Genomic DNA, 25,719 nt, shown 5'->3' on the forward strand with positions numbered 1-25,719 from the left:
CTTCGCCACTGGAAGGGGCGGTGGGCGTGCGGGACAACGCCGAGCTGAACGCGCATGAGCTGCTGCTGAGACTGGCCGGACGGCTGTCCGACGCCCAGCTGTGGCGGTTTCGGGACTGGCTGGCCAGCGGGGCACTGCCCGTGCTCGGCCGGGCGCTCCCGCGTGCGCTGCTGCACGACCGGGTCGGCCTGACCGCCGACGAGCACGCGCTGCTGCGTGGCATCGGCGCCGACCCGGCGCTGACCAGCTCCGTGCTGGGGCTCGCCGCAGTGCCGGACCCGGCCTTCACCTTCGTCGGCGAGGCCGCCGACCAGGCCGCCAGCGGCGACCCGGTCGGCGTCGTGCTCGGCGCGACGCTGCGCGGCCGCGAGGGCCTCGGCGAGGTCCGCTGCGCCTGGCGGCACGCCGCCGACGGCCGTGTGCACCGAGTCGTGCTGGTGACGGCCGTGTCCGACCAGCACCGGCTGACCGGCGAGCTCCAGCGCATGCTGCGGGCGCTGGGCGAGCACGAGCCGTGCGTCGAGGTCGTGGCGCCGGACTTCGAGCTGCCGCCGTACCACCGCGCCGCGGTGGACGTGTCCGAACTGCTGTGCTTCGGCGCTGCCGATCTCGCCACCGCCTGAAAGGAGACCCGTCGTGTCGGACGTCGCCACTGGGGACGGACTGCCCGATCGGCTGCACGACATCCTGCTGCGGATGGCCGGACGCGTCGACGACGACGCGCTGACCTCGGCGCGCGAGCTCGTGGCCATCGCGGAGTCGGACCGCGCCGTGGAACTGCTGGTCGGCTGCCTGATCGCCGGCGGCGTGCCGGTGACCCCGGCGGAGAACGGCCAGCTGCGGTCGCTACTGGACCAGTCCCGCTCGGAGCCGGCGCTGGCCGACCGGCTCAAGGTCCGCGACACCTGGTACGCCCCGCCGCACCGGTTCAGCTACGAGCCGGACGCGGGCGCGGGCATCGGCGCGGCGCTGGCCCCGGTGGTGGACTTCCTGATCGGCGTGCAGTCGGTGCACGCGGTGTGGCGGGTGACGCCCGCGGGCGCGACTCCCGGCGCGGTGCCGCAACGGATCGTGCTGGTCGAGATCGGCCCCGACGGCTTCGCGCCGGCCACGGCGTACCGGATCGGGCAGGCCCTGGAGGTCGCGGGCATCCGGGCCGTGGTCGAGGTGCTCAAGACGGGCGCGGACCGCAGCGACTACCACCGGCTGGCCGCTTCGGACGCCAAGCCGATCAACTTATCGGGCCAGCACGCGGCCGCTCCGACCTCGAGCGGCGGCCGTCGGGCCAAGGGCGGCGGCTCGGTCGTGCCGATCAAGCCGGTCGCGCGCGCCGAGGCCAAGCCGGACGTCGTGGCCCAGGTCGAACTGGTCGAGCCGGTGCAGCCGGTGGCGACCGACAAGACCGCCCAGCCGCCGGTGCTGGAGCCTTCGGCCGACCCGTCGGCGCTCGGGCTCGTGGACTACAAGCCGATCGCCGAGGACAAGCTCAGCGACGTGGAGCGCGACCTGCTCCGTCAGCTGCACGAGGAACTGGCCCAGCGCGAGCAGTAAACCCTGACTTGTATGCAGGGAAGGACGCCTTACCCTCGTTGACCGCGGGTAAGGCGTCCTTCCCTGCATCAGGGGAGTGTGGCGACGATCCGGTCGAGGATCTGCTGGAGGTGCAGGCCGCGCTGGGCGTCGCAGGCGTGGGTGTGCACACCGCTGTCCACCATGGCCACGAAGTTGTCGAGCATGGCGGTGTAGGCCTGCTGCGCCGAGGTCTGACGGCCGCCGAGCGCGAGATGGCCGTGCGAGCCGTACACCGCGACGTCGACCACGGACGGCCGGGTGGCCAGCCGCATCGACAGCGTCGCCGTGCTGGTGACGCCGTTGGCGTGGCCCAGGATCAGGTGCCAGAGGTCGTCGTCGGCCTTGTGCGCGGCGATCACGTCCTCGATCGGGCCCAGGGCCGCGTCGAGCAGGTCGAAGGCGTGCGGACCGACGTCGAACAGCGCGCCCTGGTCGTGCCGCCACTGCGAACCCGAGTACGCGCCGCCCAGCAGGGCACCGGACAGCCACTGCGCGCTGCCGCCGGTCCAGCCGCCGAGCTTGCCCAGTTCGGCCAGCCAGTCGATGACCTCGGGTGAGAACCGCAACGTCAGCATGACCAGCGAGGCCAGGTCGTTGTCGGCGATCGTGCCGGCGATGCGGCGCGCGTCCTCGACGGTGCCGGCCAGCGGCTTCTCCAGCAGCAGGTGCTTGCCGGCCTGGGCGGCCCGCAGCGCGATGCCGGCCTGCACGGCCGGCGGCACCGCGATCGCGACCACGTCGACCTCGTCGATCAGGCGGTCCGGGTCGTCGGCGACCTCGGCCCCGTAGCGGCCGGCCAGCTCCTCGGCGGCGTCCCGCCGGCGGGCCCACACCGTGGTCAGCCGGGTGCCGGGGTGCTCGGCGAGGCCGGGTGCGTGCACCGAGCTGGCCCAGGGCCCGGCGCCGATCAGTCCCACGCGCAGTTGTTCCTCCACGTGACGATTCTCCACGGGGCTCCGGGCCGATTCGCCCTTAGGCTCGTGGACGTGCCACAGCTGCCCGAGGAACTGACGCTGCCCGAGTCGATGGTGCCGGACATCCCGCCCAATCCGCCCGTGACGCCGAAGGACGCGGCCACCGTCGCGCTCGTGCGTGAGCGCGACGCCGGCATGGAGGTGTTCCTGATGCGTCGGGTCACCGGCATGGCGTTCGCCGGCGGCATGACCGTGTTCCCCGGCGGCGGCGTCGACCGTCGCGACGCGGACACCTCGGTCGCCTGGGTCGGGCCCGAGCCGGCGTGGTGGGGACGCAAGTTCAGCTGCGACCCGACCATGGCCCGGGCCCTGGTGTGCGCGGCCGTGCGGGAGACGTTCGAGGAGTCCGGCGTGCTGTTGGCCGGCAAGGACGACGTGTCCGTGGTCGCCGACGCCGCCCAGTACGCCGAGGTGCGGCACGCGCTGGTCAACCGCGAGGTGTCGCTGGCCCAGTTCCTGGCCGACGCCGGCCTCGTGCTGCGGGCCGACCTGCTGCGGCCGTGGGCCAACTGGGTCACCCCGGCCGAGGAGCCGCGGCGCTACGACACCCGCTTCTTCCTGGCCGTGCTGCCCGAGGGCCAGCACGCCGACGGCGCCACCACCGAGGCCGACCAGGCCGGCTGGCAACGCCCGCAGGAGGCCATCGACGACTGGAAGGCCGGCCGGGTCGGGCTGCTGCCGCCGACCTGGATGACCCTGGCCGAGCTGCGCGACGCCGGCACCGTGGCGGCGGCCATGGCGATGGAGCGGCAGACCACCGACAAGATCATTCCCAAGGTGATCCGGCGCGGCAACAAGCTGCATGCCGTGCTGCCCGGCGACCCCGAGTACGACCGCGCGCCGCTGCACCTGGACCCCAGCCCCGACGACGAGGTGGCCGGCCGGTGAGCGAGCTTGCGAGCGAGCCATTCAGCGCAGAGCGTCCGCGAACGCGGACGCCGAGCGCTAGCGAGGTGGTGCAGTGAGCGAGCTTGCGAGCGAGCCGTTCAGCGCAGAGCGTCCGCGAACGCGGACGCCGAGCGCTAGCGAGGTGGTGCAGTGAGCGACCGTCCCGCGATCGGCGAGCGGGCCGAGCACCCCGCCTACGGCCTGTTGCGCCCCGTCACGCCCACGGCCGCCGTGCTGCTGGCCGACAACCCCTCCGAGATGACCCTCGACGGCACCAACACCTGGATCCTGCGTGCCCCCGACTCCGAGGCATGCGTTGTCGTCGACCCCGGTCCCGACGACGAGCGGCACCTGGCCCTCGTCGCCGCGCACGGGCCCGTCAGCACCGTGCTGCTCACCCACGGCCACCCCGACCACTCCGCCGGCGCCCGCCGCTTCGCCGAGCTGGTCGGCGCCCCCGTGCAGGCCCTGGACCCGGCCATGCGCCTCGGCTCCGAGGGCCTCTCCGACGGCGACGTCATCGCCCAGGCCGGGCTGGAGATCCGGGTGCTCGCCACCCCCGGCCACACCGACGACTCCCTCTGCTTCTGGCTCGAACACGACGCCCCGCCGGCCGTGCTGACCGGCGACACCGTGCTCGGCCGCGGCACCACCGTCACCGACGACCTGGGGCCGTACCTCGACTCTCTGCGCCGCCTGGCCGAGCTCCCGCCCGGCACCGTCGTCCTGCCCGGCCACGGCCCCGACCTCCCCGACGCCGGCACCGCCGCCCGCGGCTACCTCGCCCACCGCGAGCAGCGCCTCAACCAGGTCCGCGCCGCCCTGGCCCACCTCGGCCCCGACGCCACCGCCCGCCAGGTCGTCGAGGTCGTCTACGCCGACATCGACCGCTCCCTCTGGCCCGCCGCCGAGTGGTCCGTCCGCACCCAGCTGAAGTACCTGCGGTCGATCTAGCCCTGCGGCCGGATCGGCACCACCAGGTACTGGAGGCGGCCGTCGGAGGTGAGCATGGTGCCGCGGCGGCCGGGTTGGACGGCGAGGGTGACCTGCTGCCCGGCGAAGGCCTTGAGGGCGTCGGAGAGGTAGCGGAGCTGGTAGGCGGGGGTGGGGCGGCCGCCGGTGGTGCAGGCCTTGACGAGCTCCTCGGCCTCGCCGACCTGCTGGCCGCCGCCGTGGACGCGGATCTCGCCGTCGCCGAGGGAGAGCTGGACGATCTGGGGGCCTTCGCTGAACAGGCCGACGCGGCGGACGGCACCGGCCAGCGCGTCGGCGTCGACCGTGGCGGTGGCGTCGACGGCGGTGGGCAGGATTTTGCGCTCGTCGGGCAGCGTGGAGGCGAGCAGCGAGGTGACGATGGCGGAGTCGTTCCAGACCAGGCCGGCGCGGTCCTGGTCGACGTGGAGGGCGACCCGCTCGGCGGAGGCGGCCTGCTTGGCCGCCTCGACGAGCAGGGAGGCCGGCACCATGGCGTCCACTTCGGACTCACCGGTCCACGGCAAGGTGGCGATGGCCAGGCGATAGCGGTCGGTGGCGACCATGGACAGCGGACCGTCGGGACCGCCGCGAAGGCGCACGCCGGTGAGCATGGGCAGGGCGTCGTCCCGAGAGGCGACGGAGGCGACGACGGACAGCAGGCGGGCGAACTCAGGGCCGTCGACCTCGCCGACGCGGGCCGGCGGCTCGGCGACGCCGGGGTGCAGGTCGGCCTCCAACAACGGCAGCGCGAACCGAGCGCCCGGCACCCGGACGGCCAGGCGCGAACCCTCCACGACCAGCCGCACCTGAGGGGCGTCCAACGCGCGCAGAGTCTCGGCCAAGGGCTTGGCCGGCACCAGAACCTGACCGTCTTCGTGCACGGTCGCCGCGCACCGCAACCGCACGCCCCGCTCCCGATCGGTGCCGCGGACCAGCACCCCGTCCCGGTCCGCGGTGATCAGGACGCCGGCCAGCACCGGGTCGTACATCCTGGCCGGCAGCAACCGGACCATGTCGGCGAACGTGCCGGCGAGCTGCGCGGTGGTGGCGGTCAGGTCCATGAACGCGACCGTACGACCCACCCCTGACAGTTTCCGGAAGTTAACAGCAACACAGTTCATCTGACGGTGGTGTTCGAGTCACGCTTTGCCGCATAGCGTCCCGACGCATGAGCATCAACCGGAGGGCATTGCTCAGGGCGGGTGGGGTGCTGGCGGCGGGGGCGGTCGGCACGATGTTGCCGGGGATCGCGTTCGCGGACGGCACGGACGGCAGCGAGCAGACGATCACCGTGACCGGTCGGTTCGAGCCGGGTGCTCCCGACTGGTACTACCTCCCGGTCGACGTGCCGCGCGGGGTCGCGGAGCTGACGGTGGTCTACAGCTACGACCGACCGCAGGTGCCACCCGGCCAGCTCGGCAATGCACTGGACTTCGGCGTCTTCGGCCCGGCCGGCCACGAGTTGGGCAACCACCACGGTTTCCGGGGCTGGTCAGGCGGCGCCCGCGACCGGTTCACGATCAGCGCCTCCGACGCGACCCCCGGCTACCTGCCGGGGCCGATCGACGCCGGAACCTGGCACGTGATCCTCGGGCCGTACACGGTGGCGGAGCAGGGCCTGGACTACCGCGTGGACATCACGCTGCGCTTCGGGCCGCCCGGCAAGCCGTTCGAGGTGAAGCCGGCGCCGTCCTTCGCGCCGGCCCGCCGCCGCGGCCGCGACTGGTATCGCGGCGACGGCCACCTCCACACGGTCTACTCCGACGGCAAGCGCACCCCCGACGAGCTCGTCGCGGCGGCCCGCGCGGCCGGCCTGGACTTCATCATCTCCACCGAGCACAACACGCCCGGCGCCTCGTTGCAGTGGGGCCGGCACGCCACCGAGGACCTGCTGATCCTCAACGGCGAGGAGGTCACCACCCGCTCCGGGCACTGGCCGGCGTGGAACCTGCCGGTGGGCCGCTGGATCGACTGGCGCTACCGGGACACCGAGCCCAACGACTTCCGGCGCTTCGTCGACGAGGTGCACTCGGTCGGCGGCCTCGTCGTCGCCGCGCATCCGTACGCGCCGTGCCTGGGCTGCTCGTTCGAGTTCCGCTACGACCTGGTCGACGTCATCGAGGTCTGGAACGGGCCGTGGACCGACGACGACGAGAAGACCCTCCAGTCCTGGGACGCCATGCTGCGGGAGGGCCGCTGGATCCCGGCCGTGGGCGACAGCGACGCCCACGCCGAGCCGCAGGTGGTCGGCCTGCCGCACAACGTGGTGCTGGCCGAGGACCTGTTCGGGCCGTTCCTGTTCGCCGGGCTGAAGGCCGGGCACAACTGGATCGCCGAGTCGGCGCAGGTCCAGCTGTCGCTGAAGGTGACGGACGGCCGGCACAGCGCCGGTATCGGGGAGACGCTGCGCACGGGCCGTCCGGTGACCGTCCACGTCGAGGTGGACGGCGTGCCAGGCACGCAGACCCGGGTCATCGACCAGACCGGGGTGGTGCACGCCGGCGAGCAGGGCGTCGAGTTCACGACCAGCCCCGCCGACTCCGACTGGATCCGGGTCGAGGTGCGGCGGGGCGAGCAGATGGTCGCGCTGACTAACCCAGTTTTTCTTCGACGCTGACCAGGGCGGCCGTGGTCAGGGTGGACTGCTTGACCGTGCCGCGGAACGCCCAGACCAGGGTCGCGATCACCAGGCCGGCGGCGGCCGCCGCGAAGAACGACCAGCTCGTGCCGAAGTTCTGCACCAGCTGGCCGCTGGTGGACTGGCCGATGGCCAGGCCGAGCGTCACCGAGGTGATCACCCAGCCGAACGCCTCCGTGGTGGTGCCGGCCGGGGCGACCAGGTCGATGGCCGCCGAGTGCGCGGTCGACTGCGGCGTGATCAGGATGCCCACGGCCAGCAGCGCGAGGCCGAGGCCGAACAGCGACGACGGGATCGCCAGCAGCAGGATCAGCAGGGCGAAGCCGGCCAGCAGGACCGGCAGCCGCAGGTGCATGGACCGCGGCCACGGGCGCACGCCGTACAGCACGCCGAAGATCACGGAGCTCACCGACCACAGGCTCAGCATCAGGCCACCGGCCGCCGGCGACCCGGCCTCGGAGGCGAACGCCGGCACCGCGACCTCGACGAAGCCGATCGTCACGCCGAAGCCCAGTGCGGCCAGCGCCACCGTCCGCATACCGGGGCTGGCCAGCGCGCCGAGCAGGCTGGTCGGACGCAGCTCGTCCCGGCTGGGCCGCCAGGCGCGGACCGTCGGCGTCAACGCGAACGAGACACCGCCGACGACCATGGACAGCGAGCCCACGACCACGCCCGTGCCGGCCCAGGGCAGCGCCGTCATCAGACCGGCCAGACCCGGGCCCAGGATGAAGAAGACCTCCATGCTGATGGCCTCGTAGGCGTACGCCGCCTGACGCACCGGGCCGGGCGGCACCAGGCACACCCAGAGGGAACGGGAGGCCGAGCCCACGGTCATCTCGGTCAGGCCGATGCCGAAGGCCAGCAGGATCACCAGCCACTCGGGCTGGAGCGTCTCGACCGCCCACACCTCGGCGGCGACGAACAGCAGCGTCAGCGTGGCGGTGAACAGCAGCGGGCGGGTCGGGCCCATCCGGTCCATGATCCGGCCCTGCAGCACCGAGCCCACCGAAACACCGATCAGCGCCGCCGCGGAGGTCAGGCCGGCGACGGCGAAGGAACCGGTGGCTCGCTGCACGTACAGCAGCAGGGCCAGACCGATCATCGCGACAGGCAGCCGGGCCAGTGCGGAGGCGAGCACCGGCAGCCTGGCGCCGGGCGTGGTCAGTGCGGTGCGGTAGTCGGTGAGAGACGCGGACTGGGACATGTGTGCCAGTATGACACATAGTGGTACCGCCGTACCAGACTGGAGGCGTGCGTCACGATGTGGTCACGGCGTTGCGATGAGTGGGTGAACGCAAGCAACGTAAAGACCCAATTTGGAGTCCTTGAGAGTGAATCCGGTTGTCCGTGACGGGTAGTTCCATGTCACAGTGACCAGGCAAGACCTCCTCCGGTGTCGGGTTCGGGGCCTGACGCCAGAGGGGACGGGGTGCGCGGCCCGTCGGGGGATGGCCCGCGCAACACGAAAGGCCGGCCAGTGGCGTCGGGGGCCACCGCCGGCCTTTTGTGCTGCGCGGACCGCTGCACGCCAGGTGCTCCTTGGGGGCCCGGCCCCCCACGCCCCCACGCCGGGGCTTCGCCCCGGACCCCGTGCGTGGCTCGACGGCGCGCGTCTCCGCCTGTTTTGTCGGACTTGGGCGATCTTCCCGGTTCTCGGAAATGTAGCCGAACGGTGAGCAAAGACTGCCTGCTCGGACAGCCGAAAGGCCCCCGTCCACGTGGTGAACAGGGGCCTTCGGTGCTCGCTTGGATCTACCGCGCGCGTCGGGCCAGGCGCTCCGGATCCAGGATCAGGACGCTCTTGCCCTCCAGGCGCAGCCAACCACGGTGCGCGAAGTCGGCCAGGGCCTTGTTCACGGTCTCGCGGGAGGCGCCGACGTACTGGGCGATCTCCTCCTGCGTGAGGTCGTGAGTGACCCTCAGCAGGCCCGCCTCCTGGCTGCCGAACTGGCGGGCGAACTGGAGCAGCGCCTTGGCCACGCGGCCGGGCACGTCCGTGAAGATCAGGTCGGCCAGCATGTTGTTCGTCCGGCGCAGCCTACGGGCCAGCACCCGCAGCAGCTGCTCGGCGATCTCGGGCCGCTTGCTGATCCATTCCCGCAGCTCGGGGCGGCCCATCGACAGCGCCCGGACCTCGGTCACGGTGGTCGCGGTCGACGTGCGCGGACCCGGGTCGAAGATCGACAGCTCGCCGAACATGTCCGAGGGACCCATGATGTTGAGCAGGTTCTCGCGGCCGTCCGGCGACTTGCGGCCGATCTTCACCTTGCCGCTGTGGATGATGTAGAGCCGGTCGCCGGGCTCGCCCTCCGCGAAGATCACATGTCCTCGCGGGAAGTCGATCGGCTCCAGCGTGACGAGCAGAGCCTCCGCTGCCGACGGGTCCACACCCTGGAAGATGCCCGCGCGGGCCAGGGTCTCGTCCACCTCGTCCCTCCTTCGAGACGCGGCGGCCGGTGCCGCCGATCACTAGCGTGTCAGTCTAGGACCCGTTGCCCCTGGTCCGCCGGGGACGCAGCCTCGCGGCGCGTCCGCCCAGCCTACGCAGACGGAACAGCTCCAGCGCCCGGCCGATGCCGTGCCCGTACAGCGCCCTGACCTCGTCCGGTCGGGCCTGCTCCAGGAATTCCTCGACCTCGTTCTCCTGCACGGCAACATGGCGCAGGCGAGCTTCCACGCGCTCCATGAAGAGCGCGAAGAACATGATCAGAAGTGGTACGACAAGCACCAACCAGGCAGTCATGATGGCCTCATCCTCTCCCATGGCGGTTCGGGCGCGTGCATCGGGGGTCACCCCGGCGTGTCGGAGTTGTCGGTCGGGGTCCGTACGCTGGGCAGGTGCCAGCGACCGCCGCCGCGAACAACCTCAGCCTCGTCCGCCGGGTGCGGCGGATGACCCGCGCGTTGGCGCAGGGGTACCCAGACGCGCACTGCGAACTCGACTTCGGCACGGCCCTTGACCTCACGGTGGCCGTCATCCTGTCCGCCCAGTGCACAGACAAGCGGGTGAACGAGGTCACACCGGCGCTGTTCGCCAGGTACCGGACCGCCGCCGACTACGCCGGCGCCGACCGGGTCGAGCTGGAGGAGATGATCCGGTCGACCGGGTTCTACCGGAACAAGGCCACCTCGATCATGGGCCTGGGCTCGGCGCTGGTCGACAAGCACGGCGGCGAGGTGCCCGGCACGCTGGAGGAGCTGGTCCGGCTGCCCGGCATCGGCCGCAAGACGGCCAACGTGGTGCTCGGCGAGGCCTTCGACGTGCCCGGCATCACCGTCGACACCCACTTCGGCCGGCTGGTCCGGCGCTGGGGCTGGACCGAGGAGACCGACCCGGTCAAGGTCGAGCACGCCATCGGCGAGCTCGTCCCTCGCAAGGACTGGACGCTGCTCTCGCACTGGACGATCTTCCACGGCCGCCGGGTCTGCCACGCCCGCAAGCCGGCCTGCGGGGCCTGCTTCCTGGCCCCGGACTGCCTGTCCTTCGGCGACGGCCCGACCGACCCGGACGTGGCGGAGAAGCTGGTCAAGGGCGACGAGGCGCCGCACCTGCTGGCCCTGGCCGAGCGGGTCCGCGCCGCCGGCAAGGGCAAGAAGAAGGCCGGCGCCGGGCGATGAGCGTTCGTTGGCGGTGGGCTCTGGTGGCGGTGGTGCTCGCGGTGGCGACCGCGATCGCCGTCTGGCCGCGCGGCCAGGCCCCCACCCACGCGGACCCGTCCGTGCCCAAGCCCGACGTCAGCGCGCTGCGGAAGGCGGCCGCGCTGCCGGCCTGCCCGCAGTCACCTGACACGAGGCCGACCGGCAAAGGCGGCCTCACCGGCCTCAAGGTCACGTGCATGGCCGACGGCGCCGAGATCACGCTCGGCGGCGGCCCGACGCTCGTCAACTTCTGGGAGCCGTGGTGCGTGCCGTGCCGCACCGAACTGCCCGCGCTCCAGGAATATGCGGCCCGACCAGGCGCGATCCCGGTCCTGCTCGTCGAGATCCCGGCCCAGAGCGACGAGGCCGGCGGCCTGGACCTGCTCGGCTCGCTCAAGATCAGGCTGCCGTCGGTCTGGGATCCGAACGCGGTCGTGGCCAACGCGCTGGGTCGGCCGAACGTCTTCCCTGTCAGCTACGTAGTTGCAGCGGACGGCTCCTCGAAGAGGATCACCACACCGCCCTTCGACTCGGCGGACCAGGTGGAACAGGCGGTGCGGCAGTATGCGGACGGGAGTGTCACCGGATGAGTCCTGGCCCCCTGGTGGACCCGGCGGACGTGCCCGGCTGGCTGTCCGGCCTGGTCGCGGCCACCGCCGACCTGGACGCCTCCGCGTTGACCAGGGTGCGCCCGCCCAGCGGCAAGCCGACCCGGCCGGCCGCGGTGCTGATGCTGCTCGGTGACGGCGACGGGGTTGACGGCCCTGACGTGCTGCTCACCCGCCGCGCGGACACGCTCAACTCCCATCCCGGCCAGGTGGCCTTTCCTGGCGGCAGCGCCGACGACACCGACGACGGCCCGGTCGACACCGCGCTACGCGAGGCCGAGGAGGAGGCCGGCGTGCTGGCCGACGGCGTCCGCCCGGTCGCGCTGCTGCCCGACCTGTTCGTCCCGGTCTCCGGCTTCATGGTGACGCCCGTGCTGGCCCACTGGGAGCGCCCGTCGCCCGTCCGCGTGGTCGACTCGGCGGAGACGGCCGCGGTGGCGCGGGTGCCGATCGCGCACCTGGCCGACCCGGCCAACCGGTTCCGGGTGAAGCATCCCTCCGGCTTCACCGGACCGGCGTTCTCGGCGCCGGGCATGCTGGTGTGGGGCTTCACCGCGGGCCTGCTGGCCGGGCTGTTGACGCTGGCCGGGTGGGAACGCCCCTGGAACACGGCCGACGTGCGTGATCTGGACGAGTCGCTGCGGGCGGCGAACGCGGAGGTGCAGGCGTGAACTGGGTCGACCTGGTGGTGGTCCTGCTGGCCGTGATCGCCGCGGTGTCCGGGGCCAGGCACGGCCTGATCACCACCCTGCCCGCGACCGTCGGCGTGCTCGGCGGCACCGTGCTCGGCCTGATCGTGACGCCGATGATCATGGCCAACTTCAACAGCAACGTCACCCGGATCGCGGTCTGGATGGGCGCGCTGGTGCTGCTGGTCGCGCTGGGCGAGACATTAGGCGTGTGGCTGGGCCGCTCCATCCGCCAGCACATCCGGCTCGGCCCGTTCACCGGCGTCGACCACACCCTGGGCGCGCTGGTGCAGTGCGCAGTGGTGTTCGTGGTGGCCTGGGTGTTCGCGCTGCCGCTGACCTCGGTGCCGGTGCCCGGCCTGGCTTCGGCCATCCGCGGCTCGGTGGTGCTGGGGACCGTCAACAACCTGATGCCGGCCGAGGCCGAGCAGCTGCCCAACGACGTGAGCAAGCTGCTCAGCTCGGGCCTGCTCACCGCCACCGGGCCGTTCACCCGCACCCCGATCACCGACGTCGACCCGCCGGACACCGCGCTGCAGAACAGCCAGGTCGTCAAGGCCGTGGAGCCCAGCGTGCTCAAGGTGCGCGGGCGCGCGCCGTCCTGCTCGCGGGCGCTGGAGGGCAGCGGCTTCGTGATCGCCCCCGAGCGCGTGATGACCAACGCCCACGTGGTCGCCGGCACCGACGACGAGGTGGTGGAGGTCGGCCGCGGCCAGCTCACCGCGCACGTCGTCTACTACGACCCGGAGGCCGACGTCGCGGTGCTGTCCGTGCCCGGCCTCGACGCCCAGCCGCTGACGTTCAGCCAGCAGGACTACAGCTCCGGCCAGGACTCCATCGTGCTCGGCTATCCACTGGACGGCCCGTACACCGCGCGGGCGGCCCGGGTCCGGCAGCGCATCCAGCTCAACGGGCCGGACATCTACGGCACCCAGAAGGTCACCCGGGACGTCTACACGATCCGGTCCACCGTGAAGAGCGGCAACTCCGGCGGCCCGCTGATCAACCCGAACGGGCAGGTCATCGGGGTCGTGTTCGGCGCGGCCGTGGACGACCCGGAGACCGGCTTCGCGCTGACCACCGCCGAGGTCAGCCGGGTCGTGCAGCAGGCGCGGTCGCTGGTCCGGCCGGTGTCAACGGGATCCTGCGCCGAGTAGCAGCTCGCTGACGGCGTCGGGTCGCTCCCACTGCGGGAAGTGCCCGGCGCCGTCGATCACCTCGTACGGCGCGAACCGCGTGGCCGGCGACGTGCGGCCGTCATGCTCGCCACGCAGCCGCAGCACGGGCGCTTCGAGCGGGCGGCTGACGGCTTTGGCGAACTCGCGGCCGTCGGCGCGTAGCCGGGAGCGGAAGGCCCAGCGGAAGTACTCCATGCTCGAATGCGGGACACCCCGGATCAGCATCGCCTCACGAGTGCGGCGCAGGACCTCGGGATCGGGCGTCCACTGCGGACCGGCCCACGCGCGCAGCAGGCGCTCGACCTGGGCGGCGTCGTCGGCCACGAGCCGGCGCTCGGGCCAGAACGGTGGTTGCGCCGGCAGCAGCGGGCGCAGCGGCACCTCTAGCGGGTGCGGCGCGGAGATCGTCGTGACGGACTCGACGAGCCGGGGATGCAGGGCCGCCGTCGTCCACGCGAGGACGCCACCCCAGCCATGCCCGACCAGATGCGCCCGGCGCGCGCCGAGGGCCTTGATCAGCCCGGCGACGTCGCCGGCCAGCGTCCAGCCGTCATAGCCGCGGGGCGTCTTGTCGGACTGGCCGTAACCGCGCAGGTCCACCGCCACGGCGTGCCGGCCGTTCGCGGCGAGCGCGGGCAGCTGGTGCCGCCAGGTCCACCAGAACTCGGGGAACCCGTGCAGCATCAGCGTCAGCGGACCGCGGCCGGACTCGGCGACGTGCAGCCGGATGCCGTTGGCCGAGACGGTCCGGTGGCGCGGCGCTGTTACGAGCGCTCGCCGGGGTGGCTCAGCGCGGCGGCCGTGTCCTTGATCGTCTCGATCGTCCGCTGCGGCGCCCTGATCCGGCGCACCTTGCGGTAGCCGAGCAGGCCCAGCAGGCCCGCGACCAGCAGCATGGCGAACCAGACGATGCCGAACGCGGCCGACCGGTACAGGCCGAGGTCGGCCAGCAGCTCGGCGATCGCGAAGAACAGGAAGAACAGGCTGAACATCACGATCGTCAGCGCGCCGATGAAGAACACGCTGCCCCGCAGCGCCTTCTTGACCTCGGCGCCGACCTCCAGCTTGGCCAGCTCGATCTCGGCCCGCAGCAGGACGGAGACCTGGGTCATCACGTCCTTGATCAGGCCGCCGACCGACTGCTCGCCGGCGACGTCGCGCGGCGTCTCCTCGGTCAACGGGATCGAGGGCACCGGGGGCAGCCCAGCGCCGTGGCCGTTCGGGGTGTGTCCTGGGCCTGTCACGGTGGTCATCGTGCCATGCACCCCGTGGGGTGCGCTGTGTGGTGCGCCCGGAACGCCGTGCGGCGCTGCGGGAAATCAGGTGGCATGTTGACTCAGACCGTGCCATCGGCGCTGACAGGAGGGCCGGGCGTGGACCGACTGGGGAGCGAATCGGACCTGGTCGCGCTGTACGACACCCACGCCCGGCTGCTGTTCCACTACCTGTCCCGCCGTGTCGGGCCCGAGGCCGCCGACGATCTGGTCGCCGAGACCTTCCTGGCCGCCTGGCAACAGCGGGCCACCTTCGACCCGATGCGCGCCGGGGCCAAGGCCTGGCTGTACGGCATCGCCACCAACCTGATGCGCCGTCACCTCCGTGGCGAGGAGCGGCGCCTGCGCGCCTGGGGCCGGGCGTGGTCCAGCTCCATCGGGCACCGGCGTAGCGACGACGACCTTGGCGAGCGCGTCGCCACCGCGGCCGACGCCGAGGTGCTCGCCGGCCGTGCCGCCGAGGGTGTCGCCCGGCTGCGCACTGAGGAGCGGGAGGTCCTGCTGCTGGTCGCGTGGGCCTCTTTGACGCCGACCGAGGTGGCCGAGGCGCTGGGCGTCGCCGTCGCCACCGTGCGAACCCGCCTCCACCGCGCCCGCACGACCGTTCGCAAGCACCTGGAGGACAGCCGTGATGTCTGAACTCGACGACGACCGCGTCGACGCAGCCGTCGGCGGCGTGCAGGCCGACGCCCCGCAGATGAGCGAGGCGTCCTTCCGGGCCACCCGCGCCCGACTGTTCGCCGCGACCGCCGACAACATGGTCCCGATGCGCCGACGCCGCGTGCGCACGCCCCTGCTCGTCGGCGCGGCCGCGGCCGCCGCGGCGGTCATCGGCATCGCCGTCATCCCCGGTTCGCCCGACTCCCCGGTGCCACACGTCTCCGCGGCCCCGGTGCTGAGCAAGGCCGCCGACGTGACGATCGGTTCCGCGCCGGACCCGGTGGTCGGCCCCGGCCAGTACCTGCTCGTGCAGGAGGACCAGTGGACCGGCGGCCCGTTCGACGCGACGTGGCCGGCGGACTACGCGTACCTGGCCGAGGTGCGAACCGACACCTGGATCCCGGCCGACCGGAGCAAGAAGTGGCGGCAGACCGTGACCGTCAGCCCCGACCCGAAGATTCTCTACGGGGACGAGGCGAAGGCCCGGGCCAACCTGGCCCAGTGGCGCAAGTCCCAGGAGGGCACCAAGGAGGCCGACGGCGGCGACTTCTACCACTACCCCGGTGGCCCGGAGGCCGCGGCGACCCTGGGCAACCCGACGCCCAAGTACCTGGCCGGCCTGCCGACCGATCCCAAGCAGCTCTACGACGCCCTCGAGCGTGGGCAGGGCCCCGGCTTCGCCGGCACCGACGAGCGCCTGCTCGAAGCGGCCGGGGCCGGCCTGGCCAGCGGCCTGATGCCGGCCGAGTTCCGGGCCCGGCTGTACCGCGCGCTGACCTACATCAAGGGGCTCGAGGTCGTCGACCAGGTGGCCAACCTGAACGGGAAGAAGGGCGTCGCGCTGGGCCTGCGGGCCGGATATCCCGGCAGTGCCAACAAGAACGTCGAGACGCAGCTGATCATCGACCCGGCGACCGGGCAGTTCATCGGCGAGCGCGAGGTGGCGATGCAGGACTTCGACGGCGTGCACACCGGGACCGTGCTGTCCTACAGCTCCGTCACGTCGAAGGTGGTCTGACCCTCGAAGGCGGCCCGCTGCCGGGCCGCCTTCGAGCCGTGGGTCAGTCCTCGGCCTTGCCCGACTTCAGGCCGGACGAGATCAGGTCCATCACCGACGAGTCGGCCAGCGTCGTCACGTCGCCGATCTTGCGGTTCTCGGCCACGTCCCGCAGCAGCCGGCGCATGATCTTGCCGGAGCGGGTCTTGGGCAGCTCCTGCACGACCAGGATCTGCCGCGGCTTGGCGATCGCGCCGATCTCCTTGGACACGTGGTCGCGCAGGTCCTTCACCAGCGCGGTGGCATCCTCGCCCTCCTTGACGCCGCGCAGGATCACGAACGCCACGACCGCCTGCGTCGTCGTCGGGTCGGTCGCGCCGACCACCGCCGCCTCCGCCACGCGCGGGTGCGACACCAGCGCCGACTCCACCTCCGTGGTGGAGATGTTGTGGCCGGACACCAGCATCACGTCGTCGACCCGGCCCAGCAGCCAGATCGCGCCGTCGCTGTCGTACTTCGCGCCGTCACCGGCGAAGTAGTAGCCCTGATCGTGGAAACGCGCCCAGTAGGTCTCGCGGAAACGCTCCTCGTCGCCCCAGACGCCACGCAGCATCGACGGCCACGGCTTGTCCAGCACCAGGTAGCCGCCGCCGCCCGGGCCGACCTCCTTGCCGGTGTCGTCCACCACCTTCGCGCCGATGCCCGGCAGCGGGCCCATCGCCGAACCCGGCTTGGCCACCGTGACGCCGGGCAGCGGGGCGACCATGATCGCGCCGGTCTCCGTCTGCCACCAGGTGTCCACCACCGGCGTCTTGCCGGCGCCGATGTGCTCCCGGTACCAGATCCAGGCCTCGGGGTTGATCGGCTCGCCGACGCTGCCCAGCACGCGCAGCGAGGACAGGTCATAACCGGCCGGGATCTCCGCGCCCCACTTCATGAACGTGCGGATCAGCGTCGGGGCCGTGTAGTAGATGGAGACCTTGTACTGCTGGATGATCTCCCAGTGCCGGCCCTCGTGCGGGGTGTTCGGCGTGCCCTCGTAGACGACCTGGGTGACCCGGTTGGACAGCGGGCCGTACACGATGTAGCTGTGCCCGGTGACCCAGCCGATGTCGGCCGTGCACCAGTAGACGTCGGTGTCCGCCTTGAGGTCGAAGACGTTGTAGTGCGTGTAGGACGCCTGGGTGAGGTAGCCGCCCGAGGTGTGCAGGATGCCCTTGGGCCGTCCCGTCGTGCCCGAGGTGTACAGGATGAACAGCGGGTGCTCGGAGTCGAAGGCCTCCGGCGTGTGGTCCTCGGACTGGCCGTCCACCACGTCGTGCCACCACAGGTCGCGGCCGTCGGTCCAGTCGACCTCGCCGCCCGTGCGCCGGACCACCAGCACGTTGGTGATGGTCGGCGTCTTGGCCACCGCCTCGTCCACGGCCGCCTTGAGCGAGACCGGGTTGCCGCGGCGGTACTGGCCGTCGGTGGTGATCACCAGCTTGGCCGCGGCGTCGTCGATGCGCGAGCGCAGCGCCTCGGCCGAGAAGCCGCCGAACACCACGCTGTGCACCAGGCCCAGGCGGGCGCAGGCCAGCATCGAGAAGATGGCCTCGGGCACCATCGGCATGTAGATGGCCACCCGGTCGCCGGCCTCAAGACCCAGCGACAGCAACGCGTTCGCCGCCTTGGACACCTCGCGTTTGAGGTCCGCGTAGGTGATCGTGCGGGTGTCGCCGGGCTCGCCGACCCAGTGGATCGCCACCTGGTCGCCGTGGCCCGACTCGACGTGTCGGTCGACGCAGTTGTAGGCCACGTTCAGCTTGCCGCCGACGAACCACTTCGCGAACGGGGCGCCCGACCAGTCCAGGACCTGGTCCCACTTGGTCGCCCAGCTCAGGCGCTCGGCCTGCTCGGCCCAGAAGGCCTCGCGGTCGGCGTCCGCCTCCTGCTGCAGCGCGGCGGTCGCGTTGGCCTGAGCTGCGAACTCCTCGCTGGGCGGGAACGACCTGCTCTCGGAGAGCAGGTTGTCCAACGCGGACGACTCTGTCATGGTGCGTGGCCTCCTGGAACTCGCCTGCGGTAGTGGTGCTGAACCTAGTGCTACGGAGACTCCCGTACCAGTGCCGTAAGGTCTAGACCATATCGGCCGGGTAGGGTCGCCGGCTGTGACCGAGCCATCCAGCACCGCGACCTTGGTCGCGGATCTTCGTGCTCCGAGCGTGAGCGGGGAACGTCCGTGACCGACCCGCTGGCGCCCCTGCTGGATCTGCCCGGTGTCGCCGCGGCCGTCGAGGCCGCTCGCGACGCCGTCGCCGAGGTCCACCGCCATCCCGCCAACCGTCGCGGCTGGCCCACCACCGCCGCCGAGGCCTCCGTCCGTGCCGCCCGGGCCTCGGCCGCCCTCGACGGCGGCACCGTCGAGATCCCGTCGGACGGGTCCGTGTCCGATCCCGTGCTGGCCGGATCCCTCCGGGTCGCCGAGGCCATCGGCCCCCTGCTCGCCACCTGGCAGAAGGCCCCTTTGCAGGCCCTGGCCCGGTTGCACGTGCTGGCCGCCGCCGACCTCGTCTCCCCTTCCGACCTCGGCCGACCCTCCTCCAGCGGCTCCCGCCTGGAGCTGCTCGCGTCGTTGGTCGCCGGCGGCACCAAGGCCCCCGGCCCCGTCCTCGTCGCCGTCGTCCACGGCGAGCTCCTGTCCTTGGCCCCCTTCGGCCCCGTCAGCGGCCTCATCGCCCGCGCCGCCGCCAGGTTGACGATGATCGGCACCGGCCTCGACACCAAGGGCCTCGCCGTCCCCGAGGTCGCCTACCTCCGCCGCGCCGCCGAGTACCGCTCCGCTCTGGAGGGCTTCTCCTCCGGCACCCCGGAGGGCGTCGCCGGCTGGCTCCTCTTCACCTGCTCCGCCCTCGAAGCCGGCGCCTCCGAAGCCCGCAGCATTGCCGACGCCGTCGGGCAAGGCTGATTCCCCGGCTGTGGACAGTTCTGCCCTTGTCCACAGCGCCCGCCGTTCAAGATCGCCCAGCATGCAGCGCGGGTAGACTGGGTCCGGGGTCGCCCCCCGGGTCGGGTGGGGGTTGCTCGTCAGCGCACGAACCGGCCGCGCCCGCCCGTAACCACGAGTGGTCCCGGCGGCTCCGCCCACCCCATGCCAAGCCGTCGGTCTAGCTCGCCGCTGCCCCCAGCGCCACCAACGCATTCCTGACATGCCCGCCGGTGGCGGTCAAAGCCTCCGCCGCCTGCACGGAGTCGATCCCCGCCAGCAGCCGAACCAACGCCACCTTCAGGTCCCCGTCGGCCTCCAACAGCGCGGCCATGCACTCCGCCTCGTCCAGCCCGGTGGCCTCGCGCAGGATGCGCAGGGTGCGGCCGCGCAGCTTGGCGTTGGTGGCTCGCATGCTGACCATCAGGTTGGAGTAGGTGCGCCCCAACTTCACCATCACGGCGGTGGAGAAGGCGTTGAGCACGAGTTTCTGGGCGGTGCCGGCCTTCATACGGGTGGAGCCGGCGATGGCCTCGGGCCCGGTGTTGACGGCGATGAGCACGTCGAGGGGCACCGCAGGTGCGTCGACGGGGTTGGCGGAGAGCAGCACGGTGCGGGTGCCGATCTCGTTGGCGGCGGCCAGGGCCCCGAGCACGTACGGGGTGCGGCCGGAGGCGGTGAGACCGAACACGAGGTCGGTGGGGCGGACTGAGCCGTGGATCTCGGCGGCGCCGGCGTCCCAGTCGTCCTCGGCATTCTCGACGGCGGTGCGCAGCGCGGCGGTGCCGCCGGCGTGGTGGGTGACGAACCAGTCGGCGGGGGTGTTGAAGGTGGGCATGAGCTCGGCGGCGTCGAGGGTGGCCAGGCGCCCGGAGGTGCCGGCGCCGACGTAGTGGACCTGGCCGCCGGAGCGCAGCGTGGCGACGGCGTAGTCGACGGCCCGGGCGACCTGCGGCAGCACGTCGCCGACGGCGGCCGGCACGAGGCGGTCCTCGGCGTTGATCATCCGCAGCACGTCCACCGTCGGCAGTCTGTCAATCCCCTCCGTCCTGGGATTGCGCTGCTCGGTGGGGGAATCGACACGCACGATCGACTCGCGTGGCTGCGGCAACGTCATTTACCTGTCTCCCGTGCCTTTCGGCGGCCGTCGGGACGCGGACCGAGTCGATGCCCACCCACAGCCTCGTAGGTGGACTCCAACGCGTTACGCGCGCTGTCGAGGTGTTTCTGAGCGACTCCGATGAACAGGCAGTCGATCACCGTGAGCTGGGCGATCCGGCTGGCCATCGCGCCCGAGCGGAACGTGGTCTCGCGCGCGGCGGTGGTCAGCACGTGGTCGGCGACCTCGGAGATGGGCGAGCGGGGGAAGTTGGTCAGCGCCACGGTGGTCGCGCCGTGCTCCCGCGCCACCCGAAGCGCCTCCACGGTGTCCACGGTGGCGCCGGTGTGCGAAATGCCGAATGCGACGTCGCCGTCGGACAGCACGGCGGCGGACGTCAGCATGATGTGGGTGTCGCTCCACGCGAAGCTGATACGCCCTATGCGATGCAGCTTCTGCTGGAGATCGGCGGCGACGAAGGCGCTGGCGCCGACGCCGTACACGTCGACCCGGCCGGCGGCGGCGACGGCGTCCACGACGGCGGTCAGCGTCGGGATCTCCAGCTGGTCGGCCGTCTCCTCGACGGCGCGCGCGTCGGCGAACGCGACCTTGCCGACCACCTGCGACAGGTCGTCGGTGGGCGCGATGTCGCTGCCCAGGTCGCGGTCGATCCGAGCGGCGGTACGCGCGGTGTCGGCGGCAAGGGCGATCCGCAGCTCGGGGTAGCCCCCGACACCGATCGCCTTGCAGAACCGGGTCACCGTCGTCTCGCTCGTGCCGGCCGCCTCGGCGACCTCGGTGATGCTGCGGTGCGCGACGACCTGCGGGTTGTCGAGCACGACCTTGGCCACGCGCTGCTCGGCGCGGGCGAGGCCGGGCAGCAGCGAACGGATCCGGACCAGCGGGCTCGCCTCGCTGATCTCATTGACTGACTTGGCGGGTGCCACGTGGGAAACTTACTAACAGTAACTGTTTCGGTCAACATGACTGCCCCTGACCTGCGGTTACGTCAGCTGCCAGCCGACCGGTGTGAACGTGGTGCGGCCGCAGCTCAGCGAGATGTCGGCGACGTTCACGCCCCGTCCTTCGTACGAGGGATCGGTTGTGTAACGCCAGCGGAGCTGCAAAGCGTTCGATGGGTTCGCCACCTGGGCCCGAACCTGCTGCCAGGCCCGGCCGGACTGGCCCGACAGCGACGTCCGGGTCTGACCACGGACCGTGACCGGAACCGTGGTCCAGGTGGTGCCACCGTCGGTACTGGCCTCCAACGTCAGCAGATCCGAGGACTCGGTGTTGACGAAGGCGTCGAACGACACCCGAACCGTGCCGTGCAGCGTCCCCGTGGTCAGCGTGCTCGTCGAACCGCCGCCCTCCCCGGAGAACCACGACTTGCCGCCGCCCGGCGCCTGCACGGTCATGGCCTCCGCCAACGCCTGCGCCGCCGCGCGACGGGCGCCGTTGGTGCTCGGGGTGTTGCGGGTCGGGTGCACCCGGTTGGTCAGCAGGATGGCGAACGACCGCGAGCGCGGGTCGATCACGAGCGACGTGCCGGTGAAACCGGTGTGCCCCATGGTGTCCGGGCCGGACAGGCCGCCCATGTACCAGATCTGGTCCAGCTCGAAGCCCAGCCCGTGCGAGTCGTCGGGGAACTTCTGGTTGAAGTTGACCTGCATCAGATGCACGCCGTGCTCGCTGAGAATCCGGTGCCCCCGGTACACACCCCCGTTGAGGATCGCCTGGGCCAGCACAGCCAGGTCGTCGGCCGTGGAGAAGACGCCGGCGTGCCCGGCGACGCCGCCCATCGCCCAGGCGTTCTCGTCGTGCACGGACCCGCGCACCATGCCCCGCGGCGGCGACGCCTCGAACTCGGTGGCGGCGATCCGGTCCAGCTTCGACGCGGGCGGGTTGTAGCCGGTGTCGACCATGTGCAGCGGCTCGGTGATGTCCTTGCGCACCAGCTCGTCCAGCGGCTTGCCGGTGACCTGCTGCAACACCAGCTGCATGGTCAGCATGTTCAGGTCGGAGTACACGTACGTGGTGCCGGGCGGCGAGGCCGGCGTCGTGTCGAGGATCGCCTTCTCCCGCGACGGGATGTCCGGGTAGCCGGCCCACAGCGACGGAATCGGGTCGGGGATCAGCCCGGAGGTGTGCGTGAGCAGCTGCTCGATGGTGATCGCGCTCTTGCCGTTGGTGGCGAACTCCGGCAGGTAGTGCGCGACCGGCTCGTCCAGCGCGATCCGTCCGGCTTCCAGCTGCTGCGCGGCCACGATCGAGGTGAACAGCTTGGACAGCGACGCCAGGTCGTAGATGGTGTCGGTGCGGGCCGCCACCATCTGGTCCGGCGGCAGCAGCGTCGTCGCGTCCTTGTACTTGACGGCCTCGCCCGTCGCCGTCCGGTCGACCACGACACCGTTGTGCGCCAACAACACCGTGGCACCGGGATAGATCGACGGCACCCACGCGGCGAGCTGCTGGTTGAAGGCGTCGATCGGTGCCGCGTTCAACCCCGCCGCCGGCGGCGACCCCGCGCGCAGCACCGTGCCGGCCGGCGCGAATCCCTGGTACGGCCGGTCGAAGCGGGCCGAGTTCGGCCCGGCGTCCGCGCTTGTGGTCACGGCGAACGCCAGCACGAGCACGGCCGGCAGGGCGAGGACACGAATCCGCATGGCCACCTCATCTGTACAGCAGATACCGGATGCGATCACGGCGGAAGGCGGCGAGCTCGCCCGCCCATGCGCCCACGACGTCGTCGACCCCCGCGCCCGCGTCCACCATGCTGCGCAGACGGGCCGAACCGCTGAGGTTGTCGACCCAGTTGTCCGGCCGCCAACCGAACACTTTCGGGTACAGATCGCGGGCCGTCACGATCATCGCGACGGCGGTGCGGATGGCGTCGATCCGCGGCCGGTCGGTCAGGTGCGCCTGCACGCCGCCGCAGGTCTGGTTGACGAACTTGCTGAACGTCGGCACGAAGTAGGCCTCGCGGAACTCGATCCCCGGCAGGCCGAGGTCGTTGAGCCGCTCGGCCCACTGCCAGTCGATGCCGGGCGCGCCGATCGTCTCGAACGGCCGGCAGGTGCCGCGGCCCTCGGACAGCAGAGTGCCCTCGAACAGGCAGGTCCCGGGGTAGAGCAGCGCTGTGTCGGCGGTCGGCATGTTCGGGCTCGGCGGCACCCACTGCCCGCTGAACAGGTCGTTTCGCCGCCATCCCGTGCATTTGACGATCTCCAGGCTGCTCAGCCGGGTCGTCAGGAACTCGGCGTCGAACAGCCGGGCCAGCTCGCCGACGGTCATGCCCGGCTGCTGCACGACCGGCTTCAGGCCGACGAGCGTGGCGAACTTCGGGTCCAGCTGCGGCCCGCACGCCTGGCCGCCGATGGGATTCGGCCGGTCAAGCACCATGAACGACGCCCCCGTCGCGGCGGCTGCCTCCATGGCGATGAACATCGTCCACGTGTACGTGTAGAAGCGCGCGCCGACATTGGCGATGTCGAACACCACGGTGTCCACGCCCGCCTTGCGGTACATGGCCGCCAGCTTGTCGACGGTGACGTTGTACGCGTCGTAGACGGGGATCCCGGTCCGCGGATCCGTGTAGTCACCCTCGGATCCGCCGGCCTGCGCGGTGCCGCGAAAGCCGTGTTCCGGGCCGAAAACGGCGACCGGACGAAGCTGGTGGGCCACCATGTCGTCGACCAGATGCGTCAGGTCGGCCAGCACGCCGGTCGGGTTGGTCAGCACCCCGACCTTGCGGCCCCGCAGCCGTTTGTAGCCCTCGGCGGCGAGCACGTCCGCGCCGTTGAGCCGTTTCTGCGACTCCGCCTGCGCGGGCGCGGCCGGCACAGCCGCGGTCAGCGCCGACGCGGCCAGGAACCCCCTGCGCGACAGGCTCACCAGGTCATTCCCGTGCCGAAGGAGTAGGAGTTGGGGATGTCCACTGGCAGCTTGCCACGCGGCCCGACCGCCCCGGCGATCACCCGGGCCAGCGACCGCATCGACACTGCGGTGTACGAGTAGGTGTCGATCCACGTGCGGGCCTCGGGAATCGCCCCCGGGTCATACGGATTGCCGACGCCGACGGCGATCACCGGTTTGCCGGTGGCGACCAGGTTGCGAACCTGTTGCTGCTGACCGGGATCGGTCGCGGCGCCGTTCGTCGTCACCACGATCGCGTCGTAGTCGGCGGCGGTCTTGCTGGCCGGAATGCCTTGTGCGGTCAGGGCATCGGCCAGCGTCTGGGTCGTCGTCACGCCCCAGCCCGTGACCAGCACGGACTTCGCCTTCAGCGGCAGCGCGCCGTCATTGCTGAGCACTGTGACCGTCGAGTCGGTGATGCGCTGCGCAGTGGCCAGATTCGTGGCTGTGCCGACCTTCTTGGCCACGGCGTTGACGTCGGTGAACGGGTTGAACAGCACGCCCCGCCGCAGCTTGACGGCCAGGACGCGGGCCACGCTCTGGTCGATCCGCCGCTCCGACAACTGCCCGGTCTTGACGGCGTTGATCACCGCGTCCACGGCGGTGCCGACGTTCTGCGGCATCAGCAGCATGTCCGCGCCGGCCTGGAGCGCCTTCACCGGGATCTCGGCGTCGGTGTACTTCTGCCGCACGCCGGCCATCTGGAGCGAGTCGGTGATCACCATGCCGCGGTAGCCGAGCTCGTCCCGCAGCATGCCGGTGAGCACGGTCGGCGACAGCGTCGACGGGTCGCCGGACGGGTCGATCTTCGGGAAGACGATGTGAGCACTCATGATCACGTCGACGCCACTGGCGATCGCGGCCCGGAACGGCGGCGCGTCGATCTTCTCCCAGGTGGCCTTGTCGTGGTCGATGACCGGCAGCCCGGTGTGGCTGTCGGTGGCGGCGTCGCCGTGGCCGGGGAAGTGCTTGGCCGTCGTCACCACGCTCGACTGGTAGCCCTTGACCTGCGCGGACACCATGCGTGACACCAGATCCGGGTCCGATCCGAAGGAGCGCACCCCGATCACCGGGTTGGCCGGGTTCACGTTCACGTCGGAATCCGGCGCGTTGTTCATGTTGATGCCCATGGCCCGCAGCTCACGCCCCGTGATGGCGGCGGCCTGCTCGGCGTTGGCGGTGCTGCGGCTCGCGCCCAGCGCCATGCTGCCGGGGAACGTGGTCGCCGGCGCGCCGATCCTCGTGACCAGGCCTTCTTCCTGGTCGGTGGAGATCAGCAGCGGGATGTGCGCGCCGGAGCCGATCGCCGCCTTCTGCAGGCCGTTGGACAGCCCGGCGATCTGGGTCGGGTTCTGCACATTGTTCGACCAGGCGAAGTAGATGACGCCGCCGAGGTGGTACTTCTGCACCAACTGGGCGGGCGTCTCGACGCCGAACTCCGTCTGGTTGCGGGCGTCCACGGTGTCGGCGTTCGGGCCGTAGCCGTACGTCATGAACAGCTGGCCGACCTTCTCGGCCAGGCTCATGCCGCCCATGAGGGCGGTGACCTGGTCGGGTTGGGCGTCGGCGGCGCCGGGGATCGCGGTGGCCATCGCGGCCAACCCTGCCAGTAGGGCGACGTGTGTCCTGCGCACGGCGTCCTCCCGTG

At 71.6% G+C, this 25,719-nt stretch carries 25 protein-coding genes; 12 read left to right on the forward strand and 13 right to left on the reverse strand.

The annotated features are described in order from the left end of the window. Positions 1-26 precede the first annotated feature (26 nt). Both AB0M73_RS23965 and AB0M73_RS23970 read left to right on the forward strand, forming a co-directional pair. Positions 27-623 carry a hypothetical protein gene (locus AB0M73_RS23965; protein ID WP_363894158.1) on the forward strand — a complete coding sequence of 199 codons (597 nt, stop codon included), beginning with the start codon at positions 27-29 and terminating at the stop codon, positions 621-623. A 13-nt stretch (positions 624-636) separates the two neighbouring features. Continuing rightward, complete coding sequence (locus AB0M73_RS23970) at positions 637-1,551, forward strand: hypothetical protein (protein ID WP_363894160.1); 915 nt, start codon at positions 637-639, stop codon at positions 1,549-1,551. Between the two features lie 68 nt (positions 1,552-1,619). On the opposite strand, the gene AB0M73_RS23975 is transcribed toward AB0M73_RS23970, so the two are convergent. Then, positions 1,620-2,507 carry a Gfo/Idh/MocA family oxidoreductase gene (locus AB0M73_RS23975; protein ID WP_363894163.1) on the reverse strand — a complete coding sequence of 296 codons (888 nt, stop codon included), beginning with the start codon at positions 2,505-2,507 and terminating at the stop codon, positions 1,620-1,622. Positions 2,508-2,597: 90 nt separating this feature from the next. On the opposite strand from AB0M73_RS23975, the gene AB0M73_RS23980 reads away from it, so the two are divergent. Both AB0M73_RS23980 and AB0M73_RS23985 read left to right on the forward strand, forming a co-directional pair. Next, positions 2,598-3,434: an NUDIX hydrolase gene (locus AB0M73_RS23980; protein ID WP_363894354.1), complete on the forward strand. Its 837-nt coding sequence runs from the start codon at positions 2,598-2,600 to the stop codon at positions 3,432-3,434. A gap of 150 nt (positions 3,435-3,584) precedes the next feature. Next, positions 3,585-4,388: an MBL fold metallo-hydrolase gene (locus AB0M73_RS23985; protein WP_363894166.1), complete on the forward strand. Its 804-nt coding sequence runs from the start codon at positions 3,585-3,587 to the stop codon at positions 4,386-4,388. On the opposite strand, the gene dnaN is transcribed toward AB0M73_RS23985, so the two are convergent. Beyond that, complete coding sequence (gene dnaN / locus AB0M73_RS23990) at positions 4,385-5,470, reverse strand: DNA polymerase III subunit beta (protein WP_363894169.1); 1,086 nt, start codon at positions 5,468-5,470, stop codon at positions 4,385-4,387. The two genes, AB0M73_RS23985 and dnaN, sit on opposite strands and share 4 nt — an antisense overlap. 107 nt (positions 5,471-5,577) lie before the next feature. Here dnaN and AB0M73_RS23995 point away from each other — a divergent pair, with 107 nt between their 5' ends. Beyond that, positions 5,578-7,026: a CehA/McbA family metallohydrolase gene (locus AB0M73_RS23995; protein WP_363894172.1), complete on the forward strand. Its 1,449-nt coding sequence runs from the start codon at positions 5,578-5,580 to the stop codon at positions 7,024-7,026. On the opposite strand, the gene AB0M73_RS24000 is transcribed toward AB0M73_RS23995, so the two are convergent. The 3 genes from AB0M73_RS24000 to AB0M73_RS24010 form a co-directional block, all read right to left on the reverse strand. Next, entirely contained in the window at positions 7,001-8,251 is a 1,251-nt protein-coding gene (locus AB0M73_RS24000; protein ID WP_363894175.1) for an MFS transporter, read from the reverse strand. The two genes, AB0M73_RS23995 and AB0M73_RS24000, sit on opposite strands and share 26 nt — an antisense overlap. A 548-nt stretch (positions 8,252-8,799) precedes the next feature. Next, a complete protein-coding gene (locus AB0M73_RS24005) occupies positions 8,800-9,474 on the reverse strand; it encodes a Crp/Fnr family transcriptional regulator (protein WP_043720043.1) in 675 nt (224 codons plus the stop codon). 55 nt (positions 9,475-9,529) lie between these two features. Further along, entirely contained in the window at positions 9,530-9,790 is a 261-nt protein-coding gene (locus tag AB0M73_RS24010) for a hypothetical protein (protein ID WP_043730536.1), read from the reverse strand. A 149-nt stretch (positions 9,791-9,939) separates the two neighbouring features. Here AB0M73_RS24010 and nth point away from each other — a divergent pair, with 149 nt between their 5' ends. Genes nth through AB0M73_RS24030 form a run of 4 tightly spaced genes read left to right on the forward strand, consistent with a single transcriptional unit; the run spans position 9,940 to position 13,140 of the window. Continuing rightward, entirely contained in the window at positions 9,940-10,665 is a 726-nt protein-coding gene (nth, locus tag AB0M73_RS24015; protein WP_363894356.1) for an endonuclease III, read from the forward strand. Then, positions 10,662-11,276 (forward strand): TlpA disulfide reductase family protein, encoded by a 615-nt coding sequence (locus tag AB0M73_RS24020; protein ID WP_363894179.1) that lies wholly within the window; start codon positions 10,662-10,664, stop codon positions 11,274-11,276. Before nth ends, AB0M73_RS24020 begins: the two co-directional genes overlap by 4 nt. Beyond that, complete coding sequence (locus AB0M73_RS24025; protein WP_363894181.1) at positions 11,273-11,965, forward strand: CoA pyrophosphatase; 693 nt, start codon at positions 11,273-11,275, stop codon at positions 11,963-11,965. Before AB0M73_RS24020 ends, AB0M73_RS24025 begins: the two co-directional genes overlap by 4 nt. Continuing rightward, positions 11,962-13,140, forward strand: coding sequence for a MarP family serine protease (locus tag AB0M73_RS24030; RefSeq protein WP_363894184.1), 1,179 nt, complete (start codon positions 11,962-11,964; stop codon positions 13,138-13,140). The genes AB0M73_RS24025 and AB0M73_RS24030 overlap by 4 nt, the downstream gene beginning before the upstream one ends. Here the strand turns inward: AB0M73_RS24030 and AB0M73_RS24035 are convergent. Both AB0M73_RS24035 and AB0M73_RS24040 read right to left on the reverse strand, forming a co-directional pair. Then, positions 13,117-13,845 (reverse strand): alpha/beta hydrolase, encoded by a 729-nt coding sequence (locus AB0M73_RS24035; RefSeq protein ID WP_363894187.1) that lies wholly within the window; start codon positions 13,843-13,845, stop codon positions 13,117-13,119. The two genes, AB0M73_RS24030 and AB0M73_RS24035, sit on opposite strands and share 24 nt — an antisense overlap. Before the next feature lie 80 nt (positions 13,846-13,925). Next, positions 13,926-14,414 (reverse strand): phage holin family protein, encoded by a 489-nt coding sequence (locus AB0M73_RS24040; RefSeq protein WP_043720035.1) that lies wholly within the window; start codon positions 14,412-14,414, stop codon positions 13,926-13,928. Positions 14,415-14,534: 120 nt separating this feature from the next. Between AB0M73_RS24040 and AB0M73_RS24045 the strand changes: the two genes are divergently transcribed. Together AB0M73_RS24045 and AB0M73_RS24050 are read left to right on the forward strand one after the other, a co-directional pair. Then, positions 14,535-15,074, forward strand: coding sequence for an RNA polymerase sigma factor (locus tag AB0M73_RS24045; protein ID WP_363894191.1), 540 nt, complete (start codon positions 14,535-14,537; stop codon positions 15,072-15,074). Then, a complete protein-coding gene (locus AB0M73_RS24050) occupies positions 15,067-16,113 on the forward strand; it encodes a CU044_5270 family protein (protein ID WP_363894194.1) in 1,047 nt (348 codons plus the stop codon). Before AB0M73_RS24045 ends, AB0M73_RS24050 begins: the two co-directional genes overlap by 8 nt. A gap of 43 nt (positions 16,114-16,156) precedes the next feature. On the opposite strand, the gene acs is transcribed toward AB0M73_RS24050, so the two are convergent. Then, positions 16,157-18,127 carry an acetate--CoA ligase gene (gene acs, locus AB0M73_RS24055; protein WP_363894197.1) on the reverse strand — a complete coding sequence of 657 codons (1,971 nt, stop codon included), beginning with the start codon at positions 18,125-18,127 and terminating at the stop codon, positions 16,157-16,159. Between the two features lie 186 nt (positions 18,128-18,313). Here acs and AB0M73_RS24060 point away from each other — a divergent pair, with 186 nt between their 5' ends. Next, a complete protein-coding gene (locus AB0M73_RS24060; RefSeq protein ID WP_363894200.1) occupies positions 18,314-19,039 on the forward strand; it encodes an oxidoreductase in 726 nt (241 codons plus the stop codon). A 199-nt stretch (positions 19,040-19,238) separates the two neighbouring features. On the opposite strand, the gene AB0M73_RS24065 is transcribed toward AB0M73_RS24060, so the two are convergent. From AB0M73_RS24065 to AB0M73_RS24085, 5 genes are read right to left on the reverse strand one after another with little or no spacing between them, the layout of a single operon-like run. Then, positions 19,239-20,174 (reverse strand): N-acetylmuramic acid 6-phosphate etherase, encoded by a 936-nt coding sequence (locus AB0M73_RS24065; RefSeq protein ID WP_043720028.1) that lies wholly within the window; start codon positions 20,172-20,174, stop codon positions 19,239-19,241. After that, a complete protein-coding gene (locus AB0M73_RS24070) occupies positions 20,171-21,103 on the reverse strand; it encodes a MurR/RpiR family transcriptional regulator (protein ID WP_363894203.1) in 933 nt (310 codons plus the stop codon). Before AB0M73_RS24070 ends, AB0M73_RS24065 begins: the two co-directional genes overlap by 4 nt. 57 nt (positions 21,104-21,160) lie before the next feature. Next, complete coding sequence (locus AB0M73_RS24075; protein WP_363894205.1) at positions 21,161-22,822, reverse strand: serine hydrolase domain-containing protein; 1,662 nt, start codon at positions 22,820-22,822, stop codon at positions 21,161-21,163. A 7-nt stretch (positions 22,823-22,829) separates the two neighbouring features. Further along, the gene (locus AB0M73_RS24080) at positions 22,830-24,050 is read right to left on the reverse strand and encodes a DUF1343 domain-containing protein (RefSeq protein WP_363894208.1); all 1,221 of its coding nucleotides are present in this window, start codon (positions 24,048-24,050) and stop codon (positions 22,830-22,832) included. After that, the gene (locus AB0M73_RS24085; protein WP_363894359.1) at positions 24,047-25,663 is read right to left on the reverse strand and encodes a glycoside hydrolase family 3 N-terminal domain-containing protein; all 1,617 of its coding nucleotides are present in this window, start codon (positions 25,661-25,663) and stop codon (positions 24,047-24,049) included. The genes AB0M73_RS24080 and AB0M73_RS24085 overlap by 4 nt, the downstream gene beginning before the upstream one ends. Between the last annotated feature and the right edge of the window lie 56 nt (positions 25,664-25,719).

Origin of the sequence: Kutzneria sp. NPDC051319 (assembly GCF_040682195.1) — a bacterium.
Lineage (GTDB): Bacteria > Actinomycetota > Actinomycetes > Mycobacteriales > Pseudonocardiaceae > Kutzneria.

Excerpts from the sequence above, each read along its gene's own strand:
- AB0M73_RS24025 (WP_363894181.1), top strand. The coding sequence starts at position 11,273 with ATGAGTCCTGGCCCCCTGGTGGACCCGGCGGACGTGCCCGGCTGGCTG.
- AB0M73_RS24035 (WP_363894187.1), bottom strand. The coding sequence starts at position 13,845 with ATGCTGCACGGGTTCCCCGAGTTCTGGTGGACCTGGCGGCACCAGCTG.
- AB0M73_RS24075 (WP_363894205.1), bottom strand. The coding sequence starts at position 22,822 with ATGCGGATTCGTGTCCTCGCCCTGCCGGCCGTGCTCGTGCTGGCGTTC.
- AB0M73_RS24040 (WP_043720035.1), bottom strand. The coding sequence starts at position 14,414 with ATGACCACCGTGACAGGCCCAGGACACACCCCGAACGGCCACGGCGCT.
- AB0M73_RS23995 (WP_363894172.1), top strand. The coding sequence starts at position 5,578 with ATGAGCATCAACCGGAGGGCATTGCTCAGGGCGGGTGGGGTGCTGGCG.
- AB0M73_RS24065 (WP_043720028.1), bottom strand. The coding sequence starts at position 20,174 with ATGACGTTGCCGCAGCCACGCGAGTCGATCGTGCGTGTCGATTCCCCC.
- AB0M73_RS24020 (WP_363894179.1), top strand. The coding sequence starts at position 10,662 with ATGAGCGTTCGTTGGCGGTGGGCTCTGGTGGCGGTGGTGCTCGCGGTG.
- nth (WP_363894356.1), top strand. The coding sequence starts at position 9,940 with ATGACCCGCGCGTTGGCGCAGGGGTACCCAGACGCGCACTGCGAACTC.
- AB0M73_RS24050 (WP_363894194.1), top strand. The coding sequence starts at position 15,067 with ATGTCTGAACTCGACGACGACCGCGTCGACGCAGCCGTCGGCGGCGTG.
- dnaN (WP_363894169.1), bottom strand. The coding sequence starts at position 5,470 with ATGGACCTGACCGCCACCACCGCGCAGCTCGCCGGCACGTTCGCCGAC.
- AB0M73_RS23980 (WP_363894354.1), top strand. The coding sequence starts at position 2,598 with ATGGTGCCGGACATCCCGCCCAATCCGCCCGTGACGCCGAAGGACGCG.
- AB0M73_RS24085 (WP_363894359.1), bottom strand. The coding sequence starts at position 25,663 with ATGGCCACCGCGATCCCCGGCGCCGCCGACGCCCAACCCGACCAGGTC.
- AB0M73_RS24010 (WP_043730536.1), bottom strand. The coding sequence starts at position 9,790 with ATGACTGCCTGGTTGGTGCTTGTCGTACCACTTCTGATCATGTTCTTC.
- acs (WP_363894197.1), bottom strand. The coding sequence starts at position 18,127 with ATGACAGAGTCGTCCGCGTTGGACAACCTGCTCTCCGAGAGCAGGTCG.
- AB0M73_RS24000 (WP_363894175.1), bottom strand. The coding sequence starts at position 8,251 with ATGTCCCAGTCCGCGTCTCTCACCGACTACCGCACCGCACTGACCACG.